This window comes from Methylobacterium sp. 001424705 (genome assembly GCF_059816145.1).
On the sequence record NZ_JCBANU010000046.1, the window covers coordinates 1 to 14,158 of the forward strand.

At 71.5% G+C, this 14,158-nt stretch carries 18 protein-coding genes and 1 tRNA gene; 12 read left to right on the forward strand and 7 right to left on the reverse strand.

Annotation, left to right across the window (positions count from 1 at the left end):
* Nucleotides 1-346: 346 nt before the first annotated feature.
* The 3 genes from AC6EUL_RS21940 to AC6EUL_RS21950 form a co-directional block, all read right to left on the reverse strand.
* Nucleotides 347-1,456, reverse strand: coding sequence for a 5-(carboxyamino)imidazole ribonucleotide synthase (locus tag AC6EUL_RS21940; protein WP_082504660.1), 1,110 nt, complete (start codon nt 1,454-1,456; stop codon nt 347-349).
* Nucleotides 1,457-1,503: 47 nt separating this feature from the next.
* Nucleotides 1,504-2,001, reverse strand: a complete 498-nt coding sequence (gene purE / locus AC6EUL_RS21945) for a 5-(carboxyamino)imidazole ribonucleotide mutase (protein WP_056221704.1) — start codon at nt 1,999-2,001, stop codon at nt 1,504-1,506.
* A 137-nt stretch (nt 2,002-2,138) separates the two neighbouring features.
* A complete protein-coding gene (locus AC6EUL_RS21950; protein WP_056221707.1) occupies nt 2,139-2,357 on the reverse strand; it encodes a YdcH family protein in 219 nt (72 codons plus the stop codon).
* Nucleotides 2,358-2,551: 194 nt separating this feature from the next.
* On the opposite strand from AC6EUL_RS21950, the gene AC6EUL_RS21955 reads away from it, so the two are divergent.
* The 6 genes from AC6EUL_RS21955 (at nt 2,552) to AC6EUL_RS21980 (ending at nt 7,284) form a co-directional block, all read left to right on the forward strand.
* On the forward strand, nt 2,552-2,734 hold the full coding sequence (locus tag AC6EUL_RS21955; protein WP_056221710.1) for a YdcH family protein: 183 nt from the start codon (nt 2,552-2,554) through the stop codon (nt 2,732-2,734).
* A gap of 398 nt (nt 2,735-3,132) precedes the next feature.
* On the forward strand, nt 3,133-5,073 hold the full coding sequence (locus AC6EUL_RS21960; RefSeq protein ID WP_056350246.1) for a propionyl-CoA synthetase: 1,941 nt from the start codon (nt 3,133-3,135) through the stop codon (nt 5,071-5,073).
* Between the two features lie 72 nt (nt 5,074-5,145).
* The gene (locus tag AC6EUL_RS21965; protein ID WP_499872691.1) at nt 5,146-6,264 is read left to right on the forward strand and encodes an NADH:flavin oxidoreductase/NADH oxidase; all 1,119 of its coding nucleotides are present in this window, start codon (nt 5,146-5,148) and stop codon (nt 6,262-6,264) included.
* 86 nt (nt 6,265-6,350) lie between these two features.
* Nucleotides 6,351-6,710 carry a hypothetical protein gene (locus AC6EUL_RS21970; protein WP_056221724.1) on the forward strand — a complete coding sequence of 120 codons (360 nt, stop codon included), beginning with the start codon at nt 6,351-6,353 and terminating at the stop codon, nt 6,708-6,710.
* 81 nt (nt 6,711-6,791) lie between these two features.
* Nucleotides 6,792-6,959 carry a hypothetical protein gene (locus tag AC6EUL_RS21975; protein WP_200917522.1) on the forward strand — a complete coding sequence of 56 codons (168 nt, stop codon included), beginning with the start codon at nt 6,792-6,794 and terminating at the stop codon, nt 6,957-6,959.
* Nucleotides 6,960-6,987: 28 nt separating this feature from the next.
* A complete protein-coding gene (locus AC6EUL_RS21980) occupies nt 6,988-7,284 on the forward strand; it encodes a hypothetical protein (RefSeq protein WP_056221728.1) in 297 nt (98 codons plus the stop codon).
* A gap of 12 nt (nt 7,285-7,296) precedes the next feature.
* On the opposite strand, the gene AC6EUL_RS21985 is transcribed toward AC6EUL_RS21980, so the two are convergent.
* Nucleotides 7,297-8,103: a phosphodiester glycosidase family protein gene (locus AC6EUL_RS21985; RefSeq protein WP_056221731.1), complete on the reverse strand. Its 807-nt coding sequence runs from the start codon at nt 8,101-8,103 to the stop codon at nt 7,297-7,299.
* On the opposite strand from AC6EUL_RS21985, the gene AC6EUL_RS21990 reads away from it, so the two are divergent.
* Both AC6EUL_RS21990 and AC6EUL_RS21995 read left to right on the forward strand, forming a co-directional pair.
* Nucleotides 8,102-8,275, forward strand: coding sequence for a hypothetical protein (locus AC6EUL_RS21990; RefSeq protein ID WP_156394304.1), 174 nt, complete (start codon nt 8,102-8,104; stop codon nt 8,273-8,275). The two genes, AC6EUL_RS21985 and AC6EUL_RS21990, sit on opposite strands and share 2 nt — an antisense overlap.
* Nucleotides 8,276-8,342: 67 nt before the next feature.
* The gene (locus AC6EUL_RS21995) at nt 8,343-8,888 is read left to right on the forward strand and encodes a hypothetical protein (protein WP_499872696.1); all 546 of its coding nucleotides are present in this window, start codon (nt 8,343-8,345) and stop codon (nt 8,886-8,888) included.
* 73 nt (nt 8,889-8,961) lie between these two features.
* Here AC6EUL_RS21995 and AC6EUL_RS22000 read toward each other — a convergent pair whose 3' ends face one another.
* Complete coding sequence (locus AC6EUL_RS22000) at nt 8,962-9,360, reverse strand: DUF4174 domain-containing protein (protein ID WP_499872698.1); 399 nt, start codon at nt 9,358-9,360, stop codon at nt 8,962-8,964.
* 190 nt (nt 9,361-9,550) lie between these two features.
* On the opposite strand from AC6EUL_RS22000, the gene curA reads away from it, so the two are divergent.
* From curA to AC6EUL_RS22015, 3 genes are all read left to right on the forward strand, one after another.
* Complete coding sequence (curA, locus tag AC6EUL_RS22005; RefSeq protein WP_499872700.1) at nt 9,551-10,567, forward strand: NADPH-dependent curcumin/dihydrocurcumin reductase; 1,017 nt, start codon at nt 9,551-9,553, stop codon at nt 10,565-10,567.
* A 206-nt stretch (nt 10,568-10,773) separates the two neighbouring features.
* A complete protein-coding gene (ssb, locus tag AC6EUL_RS22010; protein WP_056221747.1) occupies nt 10,774-11,340 on the forward strand; it encodes a single-stranded DNA-binding protein in 567 nt (188 codons plus the stop codon).
* Nucleotides 11,341-11,495: 155 nt separating this feature from the next.
* Nucleotides 11,496-12,488 carry a DUF808 domain-containing protein gene (locus AC6EUL_RS22015; RefSeq protein ID WP_056273968.1) on the forward strand — a complete coding sequence of 331 codons (993 nt, stop codon included), beginning with the start codon at nt 11,496-11,498 and terminating at the stop codon, nt 12,486-12,488.
* 3 nt (nt 12,489-12,491) lie between these two features.
* On the opposite strand, the gene aroQ is transcribed toward AC6EUL_RS22015, so the two are convergent.
* Nucleotides 12,492-12,935 carry a type II 3-dehydroquinate dehydratase gene (gene aroQ, locus AC6EUL_RS22020; RefSeq protein WP_499872703.1) on the reverse strand — a complete coding sequence of 148 codons (444 nt, stop codon included), beginning with the start codon at nt 12,933-12,935 and terminating at the stop codon, nt 12,492-12,494.
* Between the two features lie 141 nt (nt 12,936-13,076).
* On the opposite strand from aroQ, the gene AC6EUL_RS22025 reads away from it, so the two are divergent.
* The gene (locus AC6EUL_RS22025) at nt 13,077-13,910 is read left to right on the forward strand and encodes a 3-oxoadipate:acetyl-CoA acetyltransferase (protein WP_056221756.1); all 834 of its coding nucleotides are present in this window, start codon (nt 13,077-13,079) and stop codon (nt 13,908-13,910) included.
* A 50-nt stretch (nt 13,911-13,960) separates the two neighbouring features.
* Here the strand turns inward: AC6EUL_RS22025 and AC6EUL_RS22030 are convergent.
* Nucleotides 13,961-14,037, reverse strand: a tRNA-Met gene (locus AC6EUL_RS22030).
* Nucleotides 14,038-14,158: the final 121 nt, after the last annotated feature.

Consider the following 14,158-nt stretch of genomic DNA (forward strand, 5'->3'; position numbering starts at 1 on the left):
CCCGCGCGGCGGCCGCGCGCCGCGCCCCCCCCCCCCCCCCCGCGCCCCCCGCCCGCCGCCCCCCCCCCCGCGCCCCCCCCCCCCCCCCCCCCCCCCCCCCCCCCCCCCCGCCCCCGATTCGATTGCGTCCCGTGCCGAGCCCCGCATGGACGGGGCCGGTTGCGCCCGCACCCTCCCGCATCGCGGTGAATGCGCGCTTAAGGTCGGCGACGGGTTCCGCTCAAGCGGTCGGATGTGGCGAAGGTATGGCTTGCCGCGCGCGCCTGCACGAAACGGCTCCAAACGGCCGGCGGGACCGTCGGTTGCCGGGTGGGTGTCGCAATCGGGCCGCGGTTCGGGCGGCGTCTCAGGGTTTTGGCAGCAACTGGGTGACGTGGCCCATCTTGCGGCCCGGCCGGGCCTCGCCCTTGCCGTAGAGGTGGAGCTGGCTCCCCGGCCGGGCGAGGATCGCGGCCCAGTCGTCCACGTCGCCGCCGATCAGGTTGTGCATCTCCACCGCCATGCCGCCGACCCGGGCCGAATCGCCGAGCGGCCAGCCGCAGACCGCCCGGACGTGCTGGGCGAACTGTGAGGTCGTCGCGCCCTCGATGGTCCAGTGGCCGGAATTGTGGACCCGCGGGGCGATCTCGTTGACCACGACCCGGGCCGGGCCGTCCGCCTGGGGCACCAGGAACATCTCGACGGCGAGCACGCCGACATAGTCCAGCGCCTCGGCGATGCGGCGGGCGATGCCGATGGCGGCGGCCTCGGTCTGCGGCGCGATGCCCGGGGCGGGCACGCGGGTGACGGCGAGGATGTGGTCGCGGTGCTCGTTGGCGCAGGGGTCGTAGGCCGCGAAGGCCCCGTCGGCGCCGCGGGCGGCCACCACCGACACCTCCGCCTCGAACGGCACGAAGCCTTCCAGGATGCAGGGCGCGCCGTTGAACTCGGCCAGGATGGCGGCGGCGTCGACCGGCCCCTCGGCCCGGATCATGCGCTGGCCCTTGCCGTCATAGCCGAAGCGGCGGGTCTTCAGCACCGCCGGGCGGCCGATCTCTTCGAGCGCCCGGGTCAGGTCCTCGGCCGTGTCGACGGCCCGGAACGGCGCGGTCTCGATGCCGAGGTCGTTGATGAAGCGCTTCTCGGTCAGCCGGTCCTGGGTCGTGGCGAGTGCTGCGGCGTTCGGGTGCAACGGCGCCTTCGCGGCCAGGGCCTCGGCGGCCTGCGCCGGGATGTTCTCGAACTCGTAGGTGACCACGTCGACGCTCGCTGCGAAGCGCGCCAGGGCCGCGACGTCGTCGTAGGCCGCGATGGTGGCCTCGGCCGAGACGTCGAAGGCCGGGCTGTCGGCATCGGGCGCGAAGACGTGGACCCGCAGGCCGTAACCGGCGGCCGCGAGGGCGATCATGCGGCCGAGCTGGCCGCCGCCCACGATGCCGAGGGTCGCGCCGGGGCGGATGTCGGGGAGGGCGGTCACGGCGATTCGCTTTTCAAGGCAGGTTCCGGTTCACGGCAGATGGGAGTTTACGGCTGGTCGCTCTGCGGGGTCTCGGCGACGCTCGCGGTCTGCGCGGCGCGCCAGGCTTCGAGACGCGCGGCGAGGCCCGCATCGGTGAGGGCGAGGATGGCGGCGGCGAGCAGCGCCGCGTTGACGGCGCCCGCCCGGCCGATCGCCAGGGTGCCCACCGGGATGCCGGCGGGCATCTGCACGATGGAGAGCAGGCTGTCCTGTCCCGACAAGGCCTTCGATTCCACCGGCACGCCGAGGACGGGGAGGGGGGTCATCGCCGCGGTCATGCCCGGCAGGTGGGCCGCGCCGCCGGCGCCCGCGATCACCACCTGGAATCCTTCGGCCTTGGCGCCCTTGGCGAAGGCAACAAGGCGGTCGGGCGTGCGATGGGCCGAGACGATGCGGTCGTCATGGGCGACGCCGAGCGCATCCAGCGTCTCGGCGGCATGCCGCATGGTCGCCCAGTCCGACTGGCTGCCCATGATGATCGCGACCGGGGAGGCTCCCGCCATGGTCGTCAGATCCCTTCGCGATCAGGTGGTAAGACGGGCCGTGCGACGCGACGCGGCCCTTGGGAACGCCGAATACAAAAGCGGTGGCGTGCCCGCAAGGCGGCACCCGCCCGGACACCCGCCCGCCGGGGGCCCGGTCAGGCGATGATGTCGGGGGTGATCTGGTCCTCGAGATACGAGATCCGGTCGCGCAGGAAGAGCTTGCGCTTCTTCAGGCGCTGGATCTGCAGCTGGTCGGCCACCACCCCGACCTCGAGGGCATCGATCGCGCCGTCGAGGTCGCGGTGTTCCTGCTTCAGCCGCGCCAACTCGTCGGCGGGTTCCACCGACGCATCGTTATCGAACTGGACCGCCATCGCACCTGATGCCCCGGGACGCTTTCGCCGCAGACCATGCGTCAGCCGCTCGGCCTGGGCAAGAACCCGCCGCGCCTCCTGCACAACCATCCGCCTGCACAAACATCCGTCAAGCCGAGCCGTCGATAGGCTTCGACAGCCGGCTGATCATATGCCAGTCTGGCCCCGTCGAAACGAGACAGGAGACACAGCTCATGTCACTGCAGACGCACCTGACCCAGCTCGCCCGCAAGCACGAAGCCCTCGAGCGGGAGATCCACGACGCCACCATCCGACCCTCGGCGAACGACCTGCGCATCGCAGAGCTCAAGAGACGCAAGCTCCACCTCAAGGACGAGATGAACCGCCTGCGAAGCGAAACCGACCAGCTGCATTAGCGGCCGTCTCACCCCCACCGCCTCATCTCTCGAGCGTTCGCCGCCGCCGCTGGTCCCCAGGGCGGCGGTTTTCGTGTCCGGTGTCTTGGCGCCGCTGGTCCCCAGGGCGGCGGTTTTCGTGTCCGCCGACTTCGCGCCGCCGGTCCCCGGGGCGGCGGTTTTCGTGTCCGGTGTCTTCGCGCCGCCGGTCCCCGGGGCGGCGGTTTTCGTGTCCGCCGGCTTCGCGCCGCCGGTCCCCAGGGCGGCGGTTTTCAAGTCCGCCGGCTTCGTCTCGCGAAGCGCGGAAGCAAAAGCCTGCGCCTCGATCCGTTCGGCAGGATGGCGCAGCAGTCCGGCGGCGTAAATTCCGGTAGAGTGCCGAGAAACCGGCAGTACGACCGGTTCCGCGAGGACACGCCATGGACGCCACGCCCCACGCCCCGAATCCGCGGCCCGGCCGCTATGCCGAGACCCACGCCGCCTCGCTGGCCGACCCCGAGGCCTTCTGGCTCGAGGCGGCCCGGGCGATCGACTGGGCGAGCCCGCCGACCCGGGCCTTCGACGCGACGCTCGGCGCCTATGGCCGCTGGTTTCCCGACGCGACCCTGAACGCCTGCCACAACGCCGTGGACCGGCACGTCACGGCCGGGCGCGGCGACCAGGCCGCGATCCTGTACGATTCGCCCGTCACCGGCACCCAGCGCCGAATCACCTACGCGGACCTGCGCGATGCGGTGGCCGTGCTCGCCGGGGTGCTCCGCGACCTCGGGGTCGGCCGGGGCGACCGCGTCGTGATCTACATGCCGATGGTGCCCGAGGCCCTGTTCGGCATGCTCGCCTGCGCCCGCCTCGGCGCCGTCCATTCCGTGGTCTTCGGTGGCTTCGCCGCCAACGAACTGGCGATCCGCATCGAGGACGCCGCACCGAAGGTGGTGCTGGCCGCCTCCTGCGGCATCGAGCCGAGCCGCGTCGTCGCCTACAAGCCGCTCCTCGACGCCGCCCTCGCCGCCTCGGCGCACAAGCCGGCGGCCTGCCTGATCCTGCAGCGCCCGCAGGCGGCGGCCGACCTCGTGCCGGGGCGCGACCACGACTGGGCCGATACGGTGGCACGGGCGGAGACCGACGGCCGGCGGGCGGCCTGCGTGGACGTCGCGGCCACCGACCCGCTCTACATCCTCTACACCTCCGGCACGACGGGAAAACCCAAGGGCGTGGTGCGGGACACCGGCGGGTACTGCGTGGCGCTGGCCTGGTCGATGCCCAACCTCTACGCCGTGGCGCCGGGCGAGACCTACTTCTGCGCCTCCGACATCGGCTGGGTGGTGGGCCATTCCTACATCGTCTACGCGCCCCTCCTGCACGGCTGCACCACGGTGCTGTACGAGGGCAAGCCTGTGGGCACGCCCGATGCCGGAGCCCTCTGGCGGGTGGTTTCGGAGTCCGGCGCCGCTTGCCTGTTCACGGCCCCGACGGCGCTCCGCGCCATCAAGAAGGAGGACCCGCGCGCCGAGCGGGTGGGCGCCTACGACCTCTCGGGCTTCCGCTCCCTGTTCCTGGCCGGCGAGCGGGCCGACCCCGATTCCGTGGCCTGGGCCGAGCGGGCCCTCGGCCGCCCGGTGATCGACCACTGGTGGCAGACCGAGACCGGCTGGGCCATCGCGGGCAATCCCGTCGGCCTCGGCCGGCTGCCGGTCAAGCACGGCAGCGCCGGCGTGCCGATGCCGGGCTACGACCTCGCGGTGCTGGACGAGGCCGGCAAGCCGGTGCCCGCCGGCACGATGGGCACCATCGTCCTGCGGCTACCCCTGCCGCCGGGCTGCCTGCCGACCCTCTGGGGCTCGGAGGCACGCTTCCGCGCGAGCTACCTCGCCACGTATCCGGGCTGGTACGACACCTCGGATGCCGGCATCGTCGATGCCGACGGCTACGTCACGGTGCTCGGCCGCACCGACGACATCATCAACGTCGCCGGGCACCGGCTCTCCACCGGCGGCATGGAGGCGGTGCTGGCGAGCCATCCGGACGTGGCCGAATGCGCGGTGATCGGCATCCGCGACGCCCTGAAGGGCGAGCAGCCCTGCGGCTTCGTCGTGCTGAAATCGGGCGTCGCGCGCCCGACCCAGGCGATCGAGGGCGAGCTCGTGGCCCTGGTCCGCGCGCAGATCGGCCCCGTCGCGGCCTTCAAGCTGGCGCTCACCGTGCAGCGGCTGCCCAAGACCCGCTCGGGCAAGATCCTGCGCGGGACCATGAAGCGCATCGCCGACGGCGAGCCCTGGACCACCCCGCCGACCATCGACGATGCCGGCGTGCTCGACGAGATCGGCGCCAGCCTGAAGGACCGGGGGATCGGGGCCGGGTAGTCGGGCGGGCGGGTAGCCAAGCGCGCGCCGGCGCGCCACCTATGCGGGGATGCAGCCAAGCCGGAGCCCCGTATGACCGCCCGCCTGTTCGAGCCCCTGCGCCTCGACAACCTCACCCTCGAGAACCGGATCATCGTCGCGCCGATGTGCCAGTACTCGGCCCATGCGGGCCAGGCCGGCGACTGGCACCTGATGCATCTCGCTCAGATGGCGATGTCGGGGGCGGGGCTCCTCACCCTGGAGGCGACCGCGATCTCGCCGGAGGCCCGGATCTCGCCCACCGACCTCGGGCTCTATTCCGACGAGACCGAGCGGGCGCTGGGCCGCGTCCTCGACGCGGTGCGAGGCTACGCGCCGGTGCCGATCGCCATCCAGATCAACCATGCGGGCCGCAAGGCCTCCAGCCGCGCCCCCTGGGACGGCGGCGCGCAGATCGACCCCGAGGCACCGGATGGCTGGCGCACGGAAGCCCCCTCGGCAATGGCGCACGGGGAAGGCGAGGTGGCGCCGCACGCCCTCGATTCGGAAGGGCTGAAGCGCATCCGCGACGGCTTCGTCGCCACCGCGCGCCGGGCCCTGCGCCTGGGCATCGAAGGCTTCGAGCTTCACGGGGCGCACGGCTACCTGCTGCACCAGTTCCTGTCGCCGCTCTCCAACCAGCGCACCGACCAGTATGGCGGCCCCCTCGCCAACCGGATGCGGTTCCCGCTCGAATGCTTCGAGGCGGTGCGGGAGGCCGTGCCGGCGGGCAAGCCGGTCTGGATGCGGGTCTCGGCCACCGACTGGGTCGAGGAGGGCTGGACCCTTGAGGAGACGGTGGAACTCGCCCACGCCTTGAAGCGCCGGGGTGCGGCCGCGATCCACGTCTCCACCGGGGGCCTCTCCACGCAGCAGAAAATCCCGCTCTCGGCCGGCTATCAGGTTCCGTTCGCCGAGCGGATCAAGACCGAGACCGGCCTCACCACCATCGCGGTCGGGCTCATCACCGAGGCCGCCCACGCGGAATCGATCCTGGCCGAGGGCCGGGCCGACGCGGTCTCCCTGGCGCGCGCCCTGCTCTACAACCCGCGCTGGCCCTGGCACGCGGCGGCCGAACTCGGCGCGCAGGTGCGCGCGCCGCGGCAGTACTGGCGTTCGCAGCCGCGCCAGTTCAAGGACCTCTTCACCGATACCCAGCACGGACAGCGCTGAGCGGGCCCCCGCGAAACCTCAAAGGCCCCGACCGCTTTCCTTCAGTCACCCCGCCGAAGCGGGCGTTTCCCGAGAGATCACGCAGCATGGACGACGACGACGTCACGACCTTCGCGGTGGAACGAGTCCGCCTCGACATCGAGAACGGCATCACCCTGATCTCGGGGGCCGACGACGAGGAGGAGCCGGCGGGCTACTTCATCATCCAGATCGAGAAGGGCGATCCCGACGGGCCGCTGATCGAGGTCTTCGGCGAGGACCTGACCCAGTCGGACGGCGTCACCCGGCTCGAACTCGGCCTGCGCCACCTGCAGTTCGCTTTCGACCCGCGCAGCACCATCGGGGCCGAGATGCCGTCCGTCCGCATCGAGTCCCGCACGGAGATCCCGGAGGGCGTACGCGCCCGCTTGTCCGTGGCGTTCGGCAAGCGCGCGAAACGCGCCTGAGACCCGGGCTTGCGCGAAGCGCGCCTGAGACCCAGGCCAGCCCGCGTAAGGTTCAGCAGCAGCGAGGCGAAGAGGCAGTCCGTGGCGATCAAGGTCGGCGACTACGTCGCATCCGAGGACAACGAGGCCACCATGACGGTGGTAGCCCTGGAAGGGGACCGGGCGCTCTGCCGCTGGTTCGTCGACGGCGACGTCGACGGCGACGAGAGGCAAGCCTGGATCGACCTTGCGGCGCTGACCGTTCTGTAGACGGGGCGGTACCGGACCCGGAGGGAACATGTCCGAGATCGAGGAGAAGCGGCGCGAGATCGCCGAGCTGATCGCGCTGGAACTCGGCCTCGGCGACCTCGAAGCCCTGAGCGCGGCCGACCGCGCCGCCGTGGACCGGCAGACGGCCGAGACCATCGCGGGCTGCGGGGCGGACAGCCCGGAGCCCGCCGACTGCACCGAGGCCAACATCCGCCTGCGCGGCCTGCTCCAGCAGTACCGCGCCCTGCAGATCCTCCGCAGCGACGAGGCCGATGCGCGGCTGGCGGAGGAGGGCGAGGTCTTCGGCCGCGAGGACGATGCCTGAGCGGCCGCGCCGTCAGCGCGCCACCGCCCCAACCATCGGGCCGAGGGGGCGGCTGAGATCCGAGCGGTTCATCGACGGGGCGTAGAGGCTCGACACGCTGCCGTCGAGGAAGAGCGCGTTGCGGCAGCCGAGGGTGTCCTTGTACAGGCGCGCGAAGGCGCCGAAGCTCACCGGCCGCTCCGAGATCGCGAACACGGCGGTGCGGCCGTCGTCGCGGACCCCGACCCCGTTGCGGATCTTCTGGCTCGGGCCGTCCGCGGAGATCTTGGGGTGGATATGCCCGTCCACGACGAGCATCGGCCCCGACTGCGTGGCGAAATCCGGCTTCGGGGCGCTGCGCAGGTAGCGGCCCGTCTCCATCACGCCGGCACGCTCGCCCTTCACCCAGAAGATGCCGTTCGGCTTCAGGTGAAAGTTGCCCGGCCCGTTGGCGGTGGAAACGCCCTTCAGCTCGCGCCCGTCCTCGATGTAGAGCCCGACCGGGGCCTGGCCCTTGTCGTACATGCCGGCATTCATGGCAAAGCGCAGGGACGCCCCCTGCTTCTCCGCCAGGGTCGAGAGCGAGGAATAGGGCAGGCCATCGGCCCCGAGCCAGAACAGCCGCACCCGCTCGCGGCGCAGGTCGACCGTGCAGACGGTGTAGGCCTCGCCCTCCGCCTGGACGGCCCGGCAGGGCGCGGGGGCAGGGGCGGCCGCCGGCGCGGCCCTGGCCGGACCGCCGAGGGCGAGGCAGGCGGCGCTCAGGAGGGCGGCGCGCAGAAGGGCGGGGACCGGGAAACGGCGTATCCGAACGCGAGCCCGCACGACATCCTGCACCATGGTCACCCGCATCCCCCTCGACCGCGCCCGCCGGAGGATCGTGGCGGCCGGCCCCGCTTCCTCGCCCGAAACCCCGGGCGATTTCAAGGGCGGCCCGATGTCCGGGGCGACCACCGGGGCCGGGCAGGGCTCGGCGCGCTTCACGATGACGGGAGAGTCGAAACGCGCATGAACCCTTCCGGGTGCCACCGCGTTTGTGCGTCCAAGGGGACGTTTCGGCTTCTTTCGGAGACGATGTGATGAAACGAGTTGTTCTGGCCTCGGCGGCCATGATCGGCGCGCTCGCGATGATTCCCGCCACCGCGGAAGCGCGCGGCGGGTTCGGTGGCGGCGGTTTCCACGGTGGCGGCTTCCACGGCGGCGGATTCGGAGGCGGCGGCTTCCGGGGCGGCTTCGGTGGCGGTGGATTCCGGGGTGGCTTCGGTGGCGGTGGATTCCGGGGTGGCTTCGGCGGCGGCGGCTTCCGCCATGCCGGCTTCGGCTATCGCGGCGGCTTCGGCGGCTATCGCGGTGGCTTCGGTGGCTACCGCGGCGGATATTACGGGCGCGGCTACGGGCGCGGCTACGGCTACGGGCTCGGCGGCCTGGGTCTCGGCGTCGGCCTCGGCCTGGCGGCGGGAGGTCTCTACGGAGGCTACGGCCCGGGCTACGGCTACGGCTACGGCTACGCCCCGGTGGGCTACGGCGCCTACGATTACGGCTACGGCGGCGGCTGCTACACGGTCCCGCGCGTGCGCTGGACCCCCTACGGCTACCGCCGGGTGCTGGTCGAGCGCTGCTACTGATCGGATCGCCTGATCGGCGTTTTTCGAGGGGCCGCCGCGTGCGGCCCCTTTTCGTTGGCCGCTGGTCCGCGCCTCAGCGACGCCTCTCCTCCCGGCGCATCGGCATCGCGTCGATGGTCTCGAACAGCGCGTCCGCCGGGATCGGCGCCGTCGCGGTCCGCTTGGCCTCGCCGTCCTTGCCCACCAGCACCACGCGAAACCCGTCCGCGGGGAGCCCGAGGACCGCCCGCAGGCGCCGTGCCTCGCTCGTGTCGCCGAACGCCTCGCGGATCACGAGATCGCGCTCCGTCATGCCGGCTCGGGCTGTCTCGAGCGCGGCGCGCTGGGCCGTGACCCGGGGATCGCCGGGCTCGGGCGCGGAGATCACCAGAACCCGGGACGTCCAGCGCTCGCGCGCCAGCGGGTTCTCCGCCGCCTGGGCCGCCGTGACGCCGAGCAGCATCGCCCCGATCGTTCGCCATCCGCGTGCCATCCTGATCCCTCCTGTGCCGGTCGCCTCGCCCGGACAACGCGCGGAGGGGCCGCCGGACCCGTCGCCCGACCCGCGCGGAATTGTCATCGGCTGCCGCCGTCCCATCTGTCGGGAGATCTCCCGACGGGCGCGTCCACGGCGCGCCCGTCGCCTCTCGCGAACCCCATCGCGAAAACCCTGGAGCCGCCCCATGACCCACGTGAATCGCCGCATCGTCCTCGCCGCCCGTCCGCACGGTGAGCCGAACGCCTCGCATTTTCGGCTCGAGGAGGCGCGGATGCCGGTGGCGAAGGCGGGCGAAGTGCTGCTCGCCAACCGCTGGCTTTCCCTCGACCCCTACATGCGCGGACGCATGAGCGCGGCGAAATCCTACGCCGAGCCGGTGGCGATCGGCGACACCATGGTGGGCGCCACCGTGGCGGAGGTGGTCGAGTCCCAGCATCCCGATTACCGCGTCGGCGAAACGGTGGTGGGCTTCGGCGGCTGGCAGGACTTCGCCGTCTCCGACGGCCGCGGCCTGCGTCGCCTTGATCCGGACGCCGCACCCGTCACCACCGCCCTCGGCATCCTCGGCATGCCCGGCATGACGGCCTATACGGGGCTCCTCAATATCGGCAAGCCCAAAGCCGGCGAAACCGTGGTGGTGGCCGCGGCCACCGGGCCGGTGGGCTCCCTCGTCGGGCAGATCGCCAAGCGCAGGGGCGCGCGGGCGGTGGGCATCGCGGGCGGCCCCGAGAAATGCGCCTTCCTGCGCGACACCCTCGGCTTCGACGCGGCCATCGACCACCGCGCCGAGAACTTCCCCGACGCGCTGGCCGCCGCCTGCCCCGACGGCATCGACGTCTATTTCGAGAATGTCGGCGGCGCTGTGTTCGACGCGGTGCTGCCGCTCCTGAACAACTTCGCCCGCATCCCGATCTGCGGCCTCGTCTCCGGCTACAACGCCACCGAGCTGCCGCCCGGCCCCGACCGGGTGCCGGTGCTGATGCGCGCGATCCTGTCGAAGCGCCTGCACCTCCAGGGCTTCATCGTCTGGGACTTCGCCGCGCAGGAAACGGCGTTCCTGGAGGAAGTCGGGGGCTGGCTGCGCGACGGCCTCGTGGTCCATCGCGAGGACATCGTCGACGGGCTGGAGAACGCGCCGGAGGCCTTCGCGGGCCTGCTGCAGGGTCGGAATTTCGGCAAGCTCATCGTCCGCATCCGCTGAGCGAAGGGCAGGGCGCGCTTCCGAGGCGCCTTGCCCCCTGAACAGAACAGAGATAGAACATACAGATCCCCCCGATTCCCTGAGAGTCACGGGGACAGCCCGCCGACCGCGATTGCCGCCGGGGCCCGAGAGGCCCATGACAGGGCGGCGTCCCGGTCTTTCGGGGCCGCAGCGCGCAGTGAGATCGATCGGTAGGAGAGAGCGGCATGGCCGGCAGCGTGAACAAGGTGATCCTGGTGGGCAATCTCGGGCGCGACCCCGAGACACGGCGCCTCGCCTCCGGTGATCCCGTGGTCAACCTGCGCATCGCCACATCGGAGTCCTGGAAGGACAAGATGTCGGGCGAGCGCAAGGAAAAGACCGAGTGGCACTCGGTGGTGATCTACAACGAGAACCTCGCCCGCGTGGCGGAACAGTACCTGCGCAAGGGCTCGAAGGTCTACATCGAGGGACAGCTCCAGACCCGCAAATGGGCGGACCAGTCCGGCGTCGAGAAGTACACCACCGAGGTGGTGCTCCAGCGCTTCCGGGGCGAGCTGACCCTTCTCGACGGCCGCAGTGGCGGCGGTGAAATGGGCATGGACGAGGAGAGCGGCGGTCAGATCAGCCGTGGCGGCGATTTCGGCGGCGGTGGTGGCGGACGCGGCGGCGACCGCGGCGGGGATTACGGCGGCGGTCGCCCCTCGGGCGGCGGCGAGCGCCGACCCGCCTCGGGTGGCGGTGGCGGCGGCTCGAAGCCGAACTTCGACCTCGACGACGACATTCCGTTCTAGGGTCGACCCCGCGTCGTTGATCGCGCGAGACGCCAGGTCCCGACGGTCATCGGCGCGGCTCCGGGATCAAATCGCCGCCTCGTTCGTCTCCTGTAAAGGCCAAGCTCGCCGCGCCATCCGGCGCGGGGACTGTGGCCGGCCAGGCAGGGGTTCCCGTGAGCATCGGACTGATCGCGCTTCTCGATGACGTCGCGGGTCTCGCCAAGGTGGCGGCGGCCTCCCTCGACGATGTCGCCGCCCAGGCGGGCCGCGCCGGCGTGAAGGCGGCCGGCGTCGTCATCGACGATGCCGCCGTGACGCCCCGCTACGTGGTGGGCTTCGCCGCCGAGCGCGAACTGCCCATCGTCGGCCGCATCGCGCTGGGCTCCCTGCGCAACAAGCTGCTGTTCCTGCTGCCCGCCGCCCTGGCGCTCGGCGCCTTCGCGCCCTGGGCGATCACGCCCCTGCTGATGCTCGGGGGGGCCTATCTCTGCTACGAGGGCACCGAGAAGGTCTACGAGGCGCTGTTCCCGCACAAGGCCCATGCCCACGCGGCGAAGCGCGACGAAGCGGCCGGCGATGCCCAGGCCCTGGAGGATCGGAAGGTCTCCAGTGCGATCAAGACGGACTTCATCCTCTCGGCCGAGATCATGGCCATCACCCTCGCGGCCCTGCCCGAGGGCTCGATCTGGATGCGGGCGGCGGTCCTCGCCGTGGTGGCGGTGGGGATCACCGTCGCGGTCTATGGCGGCGTCGCCCTGATCGTGAAGGCGGACGATGCCGGGGTCGCGATGGCCGCCAACGGGTCGCGCTCGGCCTTCGGCAGCCTCGTGCGCGGCCTCGGCCGCGCCCTGGTCAAGGGCATGCCGGGCTTTCTCAAGATCCTGGCCATCGTCGGCACCGCCGCGATGATCTGGGTCGGCGGCGGCATCCTGGTGCACGGCCTCGAGGGCTACGGCCTGCCCCAGATCGGCCACGCCATCCACGCCGTGGCGGCCGGGGCGGCGGGCGTCGCCGGTCCCCTCGCCGGGACGGTCGAGTGGCTCGTCACCGCGGCGGGCTCCGGCCTCGTCGGTCTCGTGGTCGGCGCGGCCCTGATCCCGGTGACGAGCTTCCTCCTGGCACCGGCCTGGAACAGCCTGGCCCGGCTGCGGACCCGGGCCGCCTGAGGTCTAGGAGGCGCCGCGCAGGAGGGCGATGTGCCGAACCGCGAGTTCGTAGCCATGGGTGCCGAAGCCCGCCATCACGGCGGTTGCGGCGAGCGAGACGTAGGAGTGCTGGCGGAAGGCCTCGCGCCGATGCACGTTCGAGATGTGGCACTCGATGATCGGCACCTCGCAGGCGTTCAGGGCATCGAGGATCGCGATCGAGGTGTGCGTGTAGGCACCCGGATTGATCACGATCCCGGCCGAGCCCACCCGGTAGGCCTGGATCCAGTCGATGAGCTGGTGCTCGGCATTGCTCTGGTGACAGGCGACCGCGAGGCCGAAGCCGGCGGCCAGGGTTCGACACCGGGCTTCCACATCCGCCAGCGTCTCGTGCCCGTAGATGTGGGGTTCGCGCTGGCCGAGAAGGTTGAGGTTCGGGCCGTTCAGGATCAGGATCGTGTCGTGCATGGACGCCAGTCTTAAGGCGGGTGGACGGGCCCGGAAAGGGTCCTGTCGCGCCCGGCGCGGCGCGCTTGCGGTCGCCGCCCGCGCGGGCCATGCCGGGCGGGGAGGGGCGCCCATCGCCGCATCCGCACAGGAGGACGTTTCATGAACGAGCCCGTCGTCATCGCCGTCGCGATCACCGGCTCGGTGCCCCGCAAATCCGACAACCCGGCGCTGCCGGTCACGGTGGCGGAGCAGATCGCCTCGACACAGGCCGCCTACGCCGCCGGGGCCACCCTCGCGCATATCCATGTGCGCAACGACGACGAGACGCCGTCCTCGGATCCCGATCGCTTTGCCGCCGTCCAGGAAGGCTTGCGCCGGGCCTGCCCGGGTATTGTGGTCCAGTTCTCCACGGGCGGGCGGGGGCGCGACCCGGCGAGCCGGGGCCTGTCCCTGTCGCATCGTCCCGACATGGCCTCGCTCTCCACGGGGTCGGTGAACTTTCCGACCATCGTCTACGAGAACCACGCGAACCTCGTGACGGACCTCGCGGGTCAGATGAAGCGGTTCGGCGTGCGTCCCGAGATCGAGATCTTCGACCTGTCGCATCTTCACGGCGCCCTGCGTCTCGTGGAGGCCGGGCTGATCGATGACCGCCCGCACGTCCAGTTCGTCATGGGCGTGAAAAACGCCATGCCGGCGGACCCGCACCTCCTCGACCTCATGCTCGGCGAGATGCGCCGCATCCTGCCCCGGGCGACCTGGACGGCGGCCGGGATCGGGCGGCATCAGGCGAAGGTGATGGATTGGGCGCTTGCCCGCGGGGCGCATGCCGTGCGGACCGGCCTCGAGGACAACATCCGGATCACCCGGGAGCGCCTCGCCAGCGGAAATGCCGAACTCGTCGCCCTGGCGGCGGAGACCGTACGGCGGCACGGCCGTCGGGTTGCCACGCCGGCGGAGGCCCGCGCCTTCCTGGGCCTGGGGCAGGCGTGAACGTCGAAAGCCCGCCCTGGATTTCACCGGGGCGGGCTTTTTGTTGAGTTTGGTTGCGGGGACAGGATTTGAACCTGTGACCTTCAGGTTATGAGCCTGACGAGCTACCGGGCTGCTCCACCCCGCGCCAACGTTTGATCGTTTGAGAGGGAACGGCTCATTGGTGAGCTGTCTTGTTCTGTGCAGGTCTGGCGGCGACCGACTCTCCCGTGTCTTGAGACACAGTACCATGGGCGCTGGTGCGTTTA

Excerpts from the sequence above, each read along its gene's own strand:
- purE (WP_056221704.1), bottom strand. The coding sequence starts at position 2,001 with ATGGCGGGAGCCTCCCCGGTCGCGATCATCATGGGCAGCCAGTCGGAC.
- AC6EUL_RS21950 (WP_056221707.1), bottom strand. The coding sequence starts at position 2,357 with ATGGCGGTCCAGTTCGATAACGATGCGTCGGTGGAACCCGCCGACGAG.
- AC6EUL_RS21955 (WP_056221710.1), top strand. The coding sequence starts at position 2,552 with ATGTCACTGCAGACGCACCTGACCCAGCTCGCCCGCAAGCACGAAGCC.
- AC6EUL_RS21960 (WP_056350246.1), top strand. The coding sequence starts at position 3,133 with ATGGACGCCACGCCCCACGCCCCGAATCCGCGGCCCGGCCGCTATGCC.
- AC6EUL_RS21965 (WP_499872691.1), top strand. The coding sequence starts at position 5,146 with ATGACCGCCCGCCTGTTCGAGCCCCTGCGCCTCGACAACCTCACCCTC.
- AC6EUL_RS21970 (WP_056221724.1), top strand. The coding sequence starts at position 6,351 with ATGGACGACGACGACGTCACGACCTTCGCGGTGGAACGAGTCCGCCTC.
- AC6EUL_RS21980 (WP_056221728.1), top strand. The coding sequence starts at position 6,988 with ATGTCCGAGATCGAGGAGAAGCGGCGCGAGATCGCCGAGCTGATCGCG.
- AC6EUL_RS21990 (WP_156394304.1), top strand. The coding sequence starts at position 8,102 with ATGGTCACCCGCATCCCCCTCGACCGCGCCCGCCGGAGGATCGTGGCG.
- AC6EUL_RS21985 (WP_056221731.1), bottom strand. The coding sequence starts at position 8,103 with ATGGTGCAGGATGTCGTGCGGGCTCGCGTTCGGATACGCCGTTTCCCG.
- AC6EUL_RS21995 (WP_499872696.1), top strand. The coding sequence starts at position 8,343 with ATGAAACGAGTTGTTCTGGCCTCGGCGGCCATGATCGGCGCGCTCGCG.
- AC6EUL_RS22000 (WP_499872698.1), bottom strand. The coding sequence starts at position 9,360 with ATGGCACGCGGATGGCGAACGATCGGGGCGATGCTGCTCGGCGTCACG.
- curA (WP_499872700.1), top strand. The coding sequence starts at position 9,551 with ATGACCCACGTGAATCGCCGCATCGTCCTCGCCGCCCGTCCGCACGGT.
- ssb (WP_056221747.1), top strand. The coding sequence starts at position 10,774 with ATGGCCGGCAGCGTGAACAAGGTGATCCTGGTGGGCAATCTCGGGCGC.
- aroQ (WP_499872703.1), bottom strand. The coding sequence starts at position 12,935 with ATGCACGACACGATCCTGATCCTGAACGGCCCGAACCTCAACCTTCTC.
- AC6EUL_RS22025 (WP_056221756.1), top strand. The coding sequence starts at position 13,077 with ATGAACGAGCCCGTCGTCATCGCCGTCGCGATCACCGGCTCGGTGCCC.